This is a genomic window from Actinopolymorpha sp. B11F2 (genome assembly GCF_040195635.1).
Classification (GTDB): domain Bacteria; phylum Actinomycetota; class Actinomycetes; order Propionibacteriales; family Actinopolymorphaceae; genus Thermasporomyces.
Genome location: NZ_JBEFTX010000014.1, coordinates 16,095 through 27,301 on the forward strand (window position 1 = coordinate 16,095; position 11,207 = coordinate 27,301).

Here is an 11,207-nt window from a genome sequence, read left to right on the forward strand (position 1 = left end):
CCCCGCGGTCCGGAGCCGGCCCGGTCGCACCCCGTCTCGTCCACGCCGGTCGTCTCGTCGACAGCCGGGAGTTCTGGCTGCCGTCCGACGTGCCCGCACCTCCTGGGAACGGCCCAACACCCTGACCGGGTGGGCAACCAAACACGCCCTGCTGGCCACGCGGTGGACCCTCGTCCGGGCTGGCCGGGCCGGCTGGCGGGCGACCCGAGCAACTGGCCGCGCCAGCGCCAGGGCCGCGGGGAAGATCCGCGTCGGGATCGTGCGTGCCGCCGACTGGGCCGCCGACCGTTCCGCAAGCGGGGGTCGCGACGGCGCTGCTGGGGCGTGGCGGTGGCTCGCCAACGCCGTCGGCCGGCGCACCACTTACACCTGCTGCGGCCAGTCCTGGACCAACCAAGACGTCTACCGGACCCACTGGAACACCCACCAGCACGAGACACACCAGTCAGGCATCCCCGCTTTCCCGGAGACAGGCGTAGCGGATGTCGCCGAGACTCCCCGACCGACCGGTGTTCCCACCAGCGGTCGGAGCCGCGCCACCACCACCGCGACCCCCACGACTACGACGACCAGCACTGTGACCCGGGCCGCCGGTCGGGCAGCCCGCTACTGGCAGAGGAGAACCCACATGGCCGAAGGTGCCAAGCAGTACCTCGACTCCTTCAACGGCCTGCTCGAAGGCCTGCAGGAGTTCGACAACCACGCCGATTTCGCCGCCAAGCTCGACGACCTGGCCGCGATCGAGCGGCAGCGTGCCGAGATCGTCGCCGACTTCATCGCCGACCTCGGCTCCTGCATCAAACTCGACCACCGCGTCACCAACGTTCTGGTCACCCGCGCCGAAGACGGCGACCTGCTCGGCGCGTTCGAAGACGCCGCGAAAACGTTCCGCTCCGTCTACGAATCGATCCTCGAAGCCGAGGAGAACGGCGTCGCACCACTCAAGGCCGCGTCCTAACCCACCATCCACCCACAGCACCATCCGCCCACAGAGCACTACTCGGTCAGAGCACCACTAGGTCACAGCGGGGCCGGCTCGTCTTCACGGGCCGGCCCATTTTCCTACCTACCAACCGAATCGACACAGCCGAATCGGCCCAGCAGAAGGGAACACCTGTGATGGCGAGACGACGTCCCGCCCGCCGACCGGCGCGGCGAGGTATGCGGCGACCGGACCGTTCGGTGGCACGTCACCAGCAACCCCTCGAACCCCTCAACCGCCCATTCGACCGCCGCGGAGCCGGACGTTTCGACCGGCCCAGCCCCCGGAACCTGAGCGGTCCGCGGAACGTGGGCGGCTGCCCCGAGCCGCGTCCGTGGGCGACCTATGGGCGGGCATCTGCCCGGTTGGGCCGCTGGTACTACCGGTACCGGTGGGAACTCGCACCCGTCACCTGGGCGGCCGTGACCGCCGTTGTCGGTGTGGTCGCGGCAGAACTGCTCGCCACCTCGACGATTCTGCTGGTCGCCGGCGCGGTCTGGGCCGGCACCGCAATCGCGGTACGACGGTGGAAGAACGCCCGCTACCGGACCCACGCCCACGCCGCCGCCCTGGCGACCGGCGGCTGGGCAACCGCCGCCTCGGTGTGGGGGCCAAATAATCAGTGGGTGGCGGGCGCCCTTGTCGCGGCGACCGCCGCGGTCGGCATCCCGTGGTGGCTCAACCACGCCGTCCGCGACCACGTCGTACAACTGCGGGAGCGGGAACGCTGGTCCGACATTGCTGGCCAGATCCAGCTGGCCGGGTCGAAAATGCTCCGCCGCAAGAAGCTCACCGACACCACGACCGGCCGCGAGATCGGCTGGGAAGCCCTCATCGAGCTGCCACCCGGCCAGACCGCGAACGCCCTCGCAGCCCAAAAGGCGCGGATCGAATCGCTGCTCGGACTGCGGATCGGATCCGTGCAGGTCGACAAGGTGCTCAAGCACGCCCGCCGCGCCACCATGACCGTGGTCCGCGACGACGTGTTCACGGCCACCGGCGAAATCCCCCACCCAGCCCTCGCCGAGGCATGGGAAGCCGGCTCGCGGTCGATCGTCGACCCCGTGCCGGTCGGGGTGTGCGAGGACGGCACCACCGCGACCATCCAGCTCGTCGACCCCAACTCCGGCGCAAACCGCGGCCTGACCATGGGCGCTGCCGGTGGCGGGAAGAGCAACTGGATCAACGTCAAACTCGCCGCCGCCGCGGCCAGCTCAGACTGCGTGATCTGGTACGGCGAGGTCGCCAAACGCGCCGCCAAAGCCCGCCCCTGGCTCGCCTGCCTGGACATGCCACCAGCCGACACCCCGGCCAAGGTGCTCGCCATGCTCAAAGCCGGCGAGGCGATCATCGCCGAACGCGGCCTGTTCGCCGGCGAGACCTACAACGACGACGCCATCCCACCAGGCAGCGGCACGCCCACGGTGCTGATCATGTTGGACGAGTTCGCCTCCATGGTCGCCGACCCCACCCACGGGGAGGCGATCCTGGCCTCGGCCACCAACGTCGCCCGCACCGGCCGGTCACTGCTGGTCTCGATCGACATCCACAGCCAGCACGGATCCGCCGGCGCGTTCGGCTACGGCCAAGCCGCGCAGCTGATCGCACAGCTGAACATCCGCGCCTGCTTCCGGCTGGCCAAGAACGAACACGCCCGGTTCGTGTTCCCATCCCACTACTCCCAGATCGACGCCTCCGCCCTGCCGCACGACGGGTCGTTCTACCTGTCCACCCGCGGCGACGCACTGCCCACACTGCACCGGGCCTACGCGCTGTACAAGCCCGAGGACGTTCGCAAAGTCGCGGACCGGCTGTCCACCGGCACCCGGCCAAGGCTCGACGAACGGTCCGCCACCGCCGCCGCGAACGTCCTCGGCCCCCTGTACACGAACACCGCGAACGCAGCATCCGGCGACCTCGAAGAACCCCCGGCGCAGGTCCGAACCCCTCCGCGGACCCTGGCACCGGCACCCGTCCCGATGTCCGCAGACGAAGAAGAACGCGTACGGGTCGACATCGAAACCGTCCGCGAACGAATCAGCCAAGCCGCCGACGCCGCGTTCCGCCGCGCAGACGCCACCCGCGCCGCCACCGGCGGAACCGGCTACCTGACCGGCAACACCACCACCCTGCCCACAGCCCGCCAGGCCGTTGACGATGACCTGGCGAAGAACGACGAACCGGGCGATGCGCACGACGATCTGGCGCGTCGCATCCTCGACGTTCTCGACAAGGCGGCCGGAATCCCCGTCAGCGCCGGCTCGATCCAGGCCAACTTCGGGGTCGACGTGTCGAGGGCGACCATTGTGCGCCGCCTCAACACGCTCCAGGAAGCAGGCCTGGTCCGCATGGTCGGAGCCGGCCGCGGCGCCGGGTGGACCAGCACCCGTCACCTTGAGTAGCCAACTTTCGGCTCATAAACGAATCAGCTCATGAGTCAATTCGCCCATCGCCCGCGCGTAGAGACAGTTTTCGGTTTTCGGCTCACGTGAGCTGATTCGATTCCGCGCGCACACGCAGTGATCACCCACTGCGCGAGCCGGGGGCGGCCGACCAGCCGCCAAGCAAGCGGCCGCCCCCGCAGTCCCCTCATCGAAAGGACGGTCCTCAGTGTCTCGTACCCGAACTCTTGCTAGGCCCGGCTGGGTCCTCTCGGCCGGCGCCGCCGTCATCGCAGGCCTGGCCTTGTCGGCCATCTCGCCTGTCCTGGCTGTCGCGGCCGGCGTCCTCGCCCTGGTGGTGATCGGCGTCGACATCGCACAGATCGTGGCAGGGCGGTGGAGCAGATGACCCCGTCCATCACCGCGCGACAGACGGCCCGGCACCTCCGCGCCCTCATCGGCGCCGGCATGACCATGCCGCAGATCTCTCGCCTGTCCGGCGTCGCCGTGCGGGTCGTTCAAGACGTCGTGAGCGGCCGCCAGGACAGGGTTCTCCGTGCAACCGCCGAGCGGCTCCTCGCCGTCACCAACCCCGCCCCAGGTCCCGCCGGATCAGTGCCGTCCATCGGTGTCCTCCGACGAATCCAGGCACTGCTGGCCATGGGATGGCGCCACCGCGACCTGGACCTCCGGACCGGCCTGGACACCAGGACTCTGCTGGACCGCGGCAACGGCTGGGTACCACCCTCGGTCCACGCCGAGGTCAACCGCGTCTACGACAGCCTCTCCATGACACCAGGGCCGTGCGCCCGCACCCGCGACGAGACACGCGCCGTCGGGTACGCGCCACCCCTGGCGTGGGAAGACAACACCATCGACGACCCAGCCGTGCTGCCGAACCTGCACGGCGACGGCCAGGACGCGGGCGTCGACGAGGCCGCCGTACTGCGTCGCATCGCCGGCGACCGGGTGCCCGTCACACCGGCCGAAGCAGCGCAAGTGATCGCCAGGATGCGCCGCACCGGGCTCCCCGACGCGGCCATCACCCGAATCACCCGGCTCCGCACCGACCGGTACGCACCGCTGCAGCGTGACCTGAACCGGGCCGCGTGATGCGCCGGCCGTACGGGTGGCGCGACGCGGTGATGATCCAGCTCTGGGACGGCAGACAAGCACCCGGCCGTTGGATCAGCGGACTCCCCGCCTTCCGCTACGGCTGGGCACCCGACGGACTCGCCACCCGCCGACAACTGCGAGCAAACGGTTTGTGTCCCGGCGGGCAGGAGCCGTACGCGCTGCTGGTGTGGCGACACGACCGTGCCTTCGCCTGGCTCTACCGCCTCGACCTAGCCCAACCGCGCCCCATCCCCACACCCGCCCAACAGGACGCGCTCGCCCGCGCGATGGCGGCCCGCCGCTGGTGCGCCGGCTGCCAACGACACGCCGACCACTGTGTCGCCCGGTCCACCGGACTGTGTGGCGACTGCATGGCCAAAGCCGCCGACAACGCGGCATGACCCCACGCCAACCCGGCGTCGGTATCACCAACCCACATCCAAAGGGAGCAGCACATGTCCGAGACCACCCTCGACCACGGCGAGCTCTTAGAGCTGGCCGACGACGCCGAGAACGACGGCGCCACCGACCTTGCCGCCCAGCTCCGCTACCTCGCCGGCGAACGATTGGAAGACCTCGCCGACCGCGGCGGCTGCCTCGACTGCGGCCAGACCATGACCGAGCTCGCCTCCGGCGATGTTGTCTGCACTCCGTGCGGCAACACCTGGGACGACTGGGACGACTACCTGCGCGACGTCGAACGGCAGGCCGCCTGAATGCCGCGTCTCCAACGCGACCTCCGTCCCATCGTCAAAGCCGCGCTCAGGGCCGGTTGGCGCGTCCAGACCACCCGCCGTGGCCACCTCAAACTCCGATCCCCACGCGGCGCCATCGTCGTCCTCGGCGGCACACCGTCGGACCGCCGCGCCCACCGCAACGCCCGCGCCCACCTCCGACGCGCCGGCCTGAACTGCTGACCCACAACCAGCCCAACCCCTTCTCCGAAAGGAAACTCCATGCGCAATGGTGAGATCACCACAACCGTGGCCGGCAACCTCACCGGCGACCCCGAGCTCCGGTTCACTCCGAACGGTGCGGCCGTCGTCTCGTTCACGGTCGCGGTCAACTCCCGCAGCTACGACCGGCAGACCGGCCAGTGGACCGACGGTGAGACCTCGTTCGTCCGCTGCACGGCGTGGCGTCAGTTGGCCGAGAACGTCGCCGAGTCCCTGCAGAAGGGCGACCGGGTTGTCGTGGCGGGCCGGTTTGCAGAAGACCACTGGACCGATGCCAAGACCGGTGAGAACCGGTCCGCGTGGAAGCTGACCGCCGATGCGGTAGGGGTTGAACTCAGCTTCGCCACCGCCACACCGAAACGGGTCCGCCGGGCGCCCGCGACGTCCCCTGATGACCCGTGGGCCAACGGTACCCGGACACGGCCCGAGCCAGTCGGCGCCGGGTCGGAACCTGCCGACGAACCACCCTTCTAACCGCACAGTTTCATGACCGACACGGCGGCCTGGCGCGCCCCTCGTCCTCGAGGGTGTGCCTGGCTGCTCGTGCTCGTGCCTACTGTCCGCCTTCCCCTCATGCGTAGAGAGGTTCCGAGACTGTGGTGGCTCCCGATCACGACGACCCGCCTGACGATGCCGGTGCGTACGAGCCTGCGGGGATGGCTGCCGACCCGTCCGGGGATGGGAAGGGGCCGACCCAGGCACAGATTCTGATGCAGATGGCCGAAGACGCCTACCGGCTGGTCCGGTCCACCGACGGCCGCACCTACGCCGTCCCGCTCGGCTCAAAGTCCGGCTCCGGGATCCGCGCCAAACTGGCCGACTCGCTGTGGCGGCAGACCGGCAAGGTCGCCACCGGCTCTGCCCTGTCCGACTGCATCAACGTGCTAGAGGGCGAAGCCAGCGAACTCGACCCGCAGCCTGTGTTCCTCCGCATGGGCCACCATCACGATGCCGACAACCAACCCGGACATGCTGCCGGCGGCGACAGCAACACCGTCGCCGATGGTGTGGGGGCGTTGGTGGTGGACATGGGCACCGAGACCGGCCAATGCATCCGCATCACCAGCGACGGGTGGGAGATCTGCCCGTCCTCGCCGGTGATCTTCCGCCGCTCCGAACTCACCCATCCCCTGGTCATGCCTGTCCGCGGTGGGACCCTTGACCAGCTGCGGGAGCTGATCAACCTGTCCGATGACGACTTCCGGCTGGTCATCGCCTGGGTGGTCGCCGCGTACTTCACCGACATCCCGCACCCGATCCTGCTCGTCCAAGGTGAGCAGGGCACCGCGAAGTCGAACCTGATCCGCTGCCTGCTCGGCCTCATCGACCCCCAGCCCGCCGAGGACCGGGAAAGCCCAGCGGACAAGCGGGAGTGGGCGATTTTCGCCCGCGCCTCCTGGGCGTTCTCCTTCGACAACGTCACCGAGATCCCCGACTGGCTGTCCAACTCCCTCTGCAAAGGGGTCACTGGTGATGCGGTGCTGCAGCGGGTCCTGCACTCCGACGAAGACATCGCCGTGTTCTCGTTCCGCCGGGTGATCGCGATGACCACCATCGCCATCAAGCACGACCTGGCCGGTGACCTGACCGACCGGATGCTGCTGGTCGAACCCGAAGTCATCGAAGAACGCATCCCCGAAGCCGAGATCACCCGCCGCCGCAACGCCGCACTCCCCGATGCACTCGGCGCCGTCCTTGACCTGGTGGCCGGCGTGCTCCGCGAGCTGCCCGCCGTCCAGCTGCAGGACCCGCCGCGGATGGCCGACTTCGCCCACGTGCTCGCCGCCCTCGACAAAGTGACCGGCTGGGCCACCCTGCCCGCCTACCGCGCCCGGGTCGCTGCGCTGGGAATGGCCCTGATCGAAGGCAACACTTTCGCCCGCGCGCTGCACTGGCACGCCGCCAGCCTCAAACCCGGCCACACGGGCGCGGCCTTCGAGCCAGGGGTGTGGGAGGGCACAGCCGAGGACCTCCTCACCAGGCTCCGAGCTATCTGTGAACGTCACGGGCTGCCCGTCGACGAGCTTCCCAAAGACTCGCGAGCGGTCGGGCGGAAGATCCGCGAGATCGCCCCCTCGCTGCGCAAGGTCGGCGTCGACATCCGCCCGGACCGGACGAACAAGCGCCGCACGCTGAGGCTGCAGCGGATTACCGACCCCGACCTGCTCTCCGGCCAGGGGTAACAGTGCTCTCTCCTTCTTAGATTTGAAAAGGAGGAGAACTGATGTCACTGATGTCACCGGCGAAGCATCTGCGCAGGTCAGGGGCGGCTTTCGGCGGTGACAACAAGCCGAGTCTGTTGTCACTTTGTCGTCACTGATGTCACCGCTCCGGTGACAACAACCCGGCCCCTGAGACGTCAGGTGACAACAAGACCGGGCTGATGTCACAGCTCGAAAAGCCGGCCTGACCTGCGCAAATGCGCGGCCGGTGACAACAGTGACATCAATCCGGGCCCATTCACCATCTACGAACCCCCGCGCCGTAGTTCGCCTGCCCGACCACGGCGCGGACGGGGCGGGGGATGTCTAACCCCTCACCCCGCACTCACCTGTCGCCGCGCCACACACCTGCATCTCCGCCGCGCCGCGGCCTGGGGGCCTGCCGTCAGTGGCGGCGCCGCGGTGGCCTGCCGTAGGCATCCCCCGCCCCAGCACGAAGGGAGGCCCGTCGCGTGTCCGAACCGCGTTGTCGTCGCTGCCGTAGCCGGCTGATCCCGGTCTACCCCGGCCAGACCGAACACCCCGGCCGCTCACCCACCCCCACCGGCTGGATCCCCAAACCCACCCCACGCCAGGCGACGCTCACCCCCACCGAGGACCAGCCCGGTGTGCGTCTCGCGCTCCAGCTGGCCGGCCTCGGCTGGCATGTCTTCCCGCTCTCCCCCAGAAGCAGACGACCACTCGCAAACTGCCCCGCCTGCCGAACGACCACCCGCACGACGCCGCACCCAATCGAGCAATGCCCCTGCCTGCCCGCCGGCAAGTGGTGCCACGGCGTCCGCGCCGCCACCACCAACTCAGTCACCATCACCACCTGGTGGCGGACCAAGCCGAACGCCATCCCCGGTGTCGCCGCCGGACCGTCTGGCCTGGTCCTCATCGACATCGATAACCACCACGACCCCCTACCCGACGACCTCGCCACCGGACTGCTGCCCGGCATCAACCTGGTCGCCGAACCCATCCCCGAACACGAATGGAACGACGCCACCCGCTGCCGGGACGGCCGCGACACCCTCCGCCTACTCGCCCAGCTGCGCGGCGGCCCAAACCCCTGGCCGGGCGGGCCGCAACACCGGCCCGTCGCCGTCGACACCCCCTCTGGCGGACGACACCTCTGGTACCAGGCACCCGTACAAGGCCTCCACCAAGCACTCAGCGACCACGGACTCGCCTGGCAAATCGACATCAAAGCCGGCTGGTCCTACGGTGTCGCTCCCGGCGCCACCGCAACCGCCGGCCCGTACGAGGTTGTCGCCGGCGACATTGCCAGCCCCGGTCAGCTGCCCACCTGGCTTTCCCGCGAAATCATCCGCGTCACGTCACGGCATCCAACGCGGCCAGTCCCGCGCTCGCCCAGACCTCAACAGGGCCGTTCGGGACGAGGACCGGCCGCCTACGTGACCACCGTCATCAACCGCGGCGCCGAACGGCTCGCCACCATGCGCGACGGCCGCAAACGCGCCCTCGCCGCCCTCGCTTACCAGGTCGGTGGCCTACTCGACTGGTCCGGTCTCGACGAGTCGGACGTCGCCGAGCAGCTCGTCATCGCCGGCTCCAACAGCGGACTCTCAACCAGCCAAGCCCACCGCATCACCCACCGGTCATTGGTCCGCGGCATGGCCGCACCGCTGCCCAGGCCACGTCCTCGAGGCCTCGATCGCCTCACCGCCGGCTGACCAGGCTGCCGGCTCCACTCTGACCCGGCGGTCCGACCGAGGCATTGCACGCCCGATCCCGTCACGACGCGAAGTCGACCCAGCGTCGTACATCCTTCGCCTTGCAACCAAAGGAGTGCCAACCAGCATGGCTGAGCCCAACCCCAACCAGAAGCTCACCATCCCCGAAGTCTGCTCCGAGCTGCGCGTATCGCGGAGCACCTTCTACCACTGGCGCCAGATCGGAAAGGGGCCGCGCTGCATCAAGCTGCCCAACGGTGACGTGCGGGTGCGCCGGTCCGACCTCGACGCATGGATCGAGACCTACACGGAGGCCGCATGAAGACTTCTCGGCAGCGAGGTGCCGCCCACACGGGCGGCACCTCGCTCTCGCACAAGGTCCGGATCTGGGGTGTACGCAAGAACCTCAGCCGGAGCAAGCAGGAGAACGCGAAGCAGAAGAAGCCGACCTACACGGTTCGATGGAACGTAGACGGTGTTTCGCATCAGTCGACGTTCGCTACCCGCGCCCTGGCCGAAGCCGAGCGAAGCACGCTGCTGGCGTACGCCAACAAGGGTGTCGCCTTCGACAAGGTGACCGGCCTGCCGGAGCCTCTGCTGCGCGAACGGCAGGCACGGTCCTGGTACGAGCACGTGTGCGCCTACGTCGACATGAAGTGGTCCACTGCGGCCGGCAACTCACGGCGGAGCATCGCAGAGACAGTGGCAACTGTGACGCCAGCGTTGATCGTGAAGCGACGCGGTATGCCAGACCGGGCCCAGATTCGCCGAGCCATGTACGAGTGGGTGTGCGTGAAGACCGAGCGCGACTCCAACGTCCCACCCGCCGACCTGGCACGTGTCATCGCTTGGTTGCAGCAGAACACCGTCTCCCTCGCGGACCTGCAAGACGATATGACTGGGCCCGATCTGGTCCGCTCCGCGCTGGACGCGCTGTCGCTGAAGCTCGATGGCACCCGTGCCGCGAGGAACACCATCACGCGAAAGCGAGCGGTTCTCTACAACATGCTGGCCTACGCGGTGGAACTGCGGCAGCTCCGGCAGAATCCGATCGACCAGATCAGCTGGAAGCTGCCCAAGGCCGTCGAAAGCGTCGACGCCAGGGTCGTGGTCAACCGCCAGCAGGCTGGCCGTCTCCTGGACGCCGTAGCCGGACAGGGCGAGAGAGGCGCCCGGATGAAGGCATTCTTCGGCTGCATGTACTACGCCGGCCTCCGCCCATCTGAGGCCGTCGACCTCCGCAGGGAGAACCTGGTCTGCCTGCCCGAGTCGGGTTGGGGTGACCTTCTGCTCACCGCCTCGAACCCTCGTGCTGGCAGCGCCTGGACGGACTCGGGCACATCGCGGGAGCGTCGGACGCTGAAGCACCGGGACCGCCAGGAAACGCGGTCCGTGCCGATCCATCCGAACCTTGCCGAGCTGCTACGAGCACACCTGGAGCAGTTCGGTGTGCACCGTGACGGGCGGATCTTCGTCGGCAAGTACGGCGGCACGTTCCAGGAGACCACCTACCACGCCGTCTGGAGCAAAGCCCGCGAGAAGGCCTTTTCTGCCGCCGAATACGACTCCCCGCTAGCCGCCCGGCCCTACGACCTGCGGCATGCCTGTGCCTCCACCTGGCTCAACGCTGGCGTGGCACCGACGCGGGTCGCACAATGGCTCGGCCACAGCGTGGAGGTGCTCCTACGGGTCTACGCCAAGTGCATCGACGGCCACGAGGACGCAGATCGTCAGCGAATCGAGAGGTTCATGAGCCCCGACATCGAGCCCTGACCACGCGAGTCCGCTCACCGACACAACGATGGGCGCGAGGCCGGCGGCACGGACACGCGCCTATCGTCGATCATGCGTTCGTGTCGACACGCCTGACC

At 68.8% G+C, this 11,207-nt stretch carries 11 protein-coding genes; all 11 read left to right on the forward strand.

The window, feature by feature from the left end:
* Positions 1-259: 259 nt before the first annotated feature.
* Positions 260-958: a hypothetical protein gene (locus ABN034_RS23125; protein ID WP_349693105.1), complete on the forward strand. Its 699-nt coding sequence runs from the start codon at positions 260-262 to the stop codon at positions 956-958.
* Positions 959-1,119: 161 nt separating this feature from the next.
* The gene (locus tag ABN034_RS23130) at positions 1,120-3,384 is read left to right on the forward strand and encodes a helix-turn-helix domain-containing protein (RefSeq protein WP_349693106.1); all 2,265 of its coding nucleotides are present in this window, start codon (positions 1,120-1,122) and stop codon (positions 3,382-3,384) included.
* 208 nt (positions 3,385-3,592) lie between these two features.
* Entirely contained in the window at positions 3,593-3,772 is a 180-nt protein-coding gene (locus tag ABN034_RS23135; protein WP_349693107.1) for a hypothetical protein, read from the forward strand.
* Entirely contained in the window at positions 3,769-4,476 is a 708-nt protein-coding gene (locus ABN034_RS23140; RefSeq protein ID WP_349693108.1) for a hypothetical protein, read from the forward strand. Before ABN034_RS23135 ends, ABN034_RS23140 begins: the two co-directional genes overlap by 4 nt.
* A complete protein-coding gene (locus ABN034_RS23145) occupies positions 4,476-4,880 on the forward strand; it encodes an RRQRL motif-containing zinc-binding protein (RefSeq protein WP_349693109.1) in 405 nt (134 codons plus the stop codon). The genes ABN034_RS23140 and ABN034_RS23145 overlap by 1 nt, the downstream gene beginning before the upstream one ends.
* Before the next feature lie 54 nt (positions 4,881-4,934).
* A complete protein-coding gene (locus ABN034_RS23150) occupies positions 4,935-5,195 on the forward strand; it encodes a hypothetical protein (RefSeq protein WP_349693110.1) in 261 nt (86 codons plus the stop codon).
* 240 nt (positions 5,196-5,435) lie between these two features.
* Complete coding sequence (ssb, locus tag ABN034_RS23155) at positions 5,436-5,909, forward strand: single-stranded DNA-binding protein (protein ID WP_349693111.1); 474 nt, start codon at positions 5,436-5,438, stop codon at positions 5,907-5,909.
* Between the two features lie 122 nt (positions 5,910-6,031).
* Positions 6,032-7,618 carry an AICE element replication initiation protein gene (locus tag ABN034_RS23160; protein WP_349693112.1) on the forward strand — a complete coding sequence of 529 codons (1,587 nt, stop codon included), beginning with the start codon at positions 6,032-6,034 and terminating at the stop codon, positions 7,616-7,618.
* Positions 7,619-8,109: 491 nt separating this feature from the next.
* Positions 8,110-9,336: a bifunctional DNA primase/polymerase gene (locus tag ABN034_RS23165; RefSeq protein WP_349693113.1), complete on the forward strand. Its 1,227-nt coding sequence runs from the start codon at positions 8,110-8,112 to the stop codon at positions 9,334-9,336.
* Between the two features lie 127 nt (positions 9,337-9,463).
* Positions 9,464-9,658 carry a helix-turn-helix transcriptional regulator gene (locus tag ABN034_RS23170; RefSeq protein WP_349693114.1) on the forward strand — a complete coding sequence of 65 codons (195 nt, stop codon included), beginning with the start codon at positions 9,464-9,466 and terminating at the stop codon, positions 9,656-9,658.
* Positions 9,655-11,109 (forward strand): tyrosine-type recombinase/integrase, encoded by a 1,455-nt coding sequence (locus ABN034_RS23175; protein WP_349693115.1) that lies wholly within the window; start codon positions 9,655-9,657, stop codon positions 11,107-11,109. Before ABN034_RS23170 ends, ABN034_RS23175 begins: the two co-directional genes overlap by 4 nt.
* Positions 11,110-11,207 lie beyond the last annotated feature (98 nt).

Coding starts and splice junctions, on each gene's coding strand:
- ABN034_RS23130 (WP_349693106.1), top strand. CDS start 1,120: ATGGCGAGACGACGTCCCGCCCGCCGACCGGCGCGGCGAGGTATGCGG.
- ABN034_RS23140 (WP_349693108.1), top strand. CDS start 3,769: ATGACCCCGTCCATCACCGCGCGACAGACGGCCCGGCACCTCCGCGCC.
- ABN034_RS23145 (WP_349693109.1), top strand. CDS start 4,476: ATGCGCCGGCCGTACGGGTGGCGCGACGCGGTGATGATCCAGCTCTGG.
- ABN034_RS23150 (WP_349693110.1), top strand. CDS start 4,935: ATGTCCGAGACCACCCTCGACCACGGCGAGCTCTTAGAGCTGGCCGAC.
- ssb (WP_349693111.1), top strand. CDS start 5,436: ATGCGCAATGGTGAGATCACCACAACCGTGGCCGGCAACCTCACCGGC.
- ABN034_RS23170 (WP_349693114.1), top strand. CDS start 9,464: ATGGCTGAGCCCAACCCCAACCAGAAGCTCACCATCCCCGAAGTCTGC.
- ABN034_RS23175 (WP_349693115.1), top strand. CDS start 9,655: ATGAAGACTTCTCGGCAGCGAGGTGCCGCCCACACGGGCGGCACCTCG.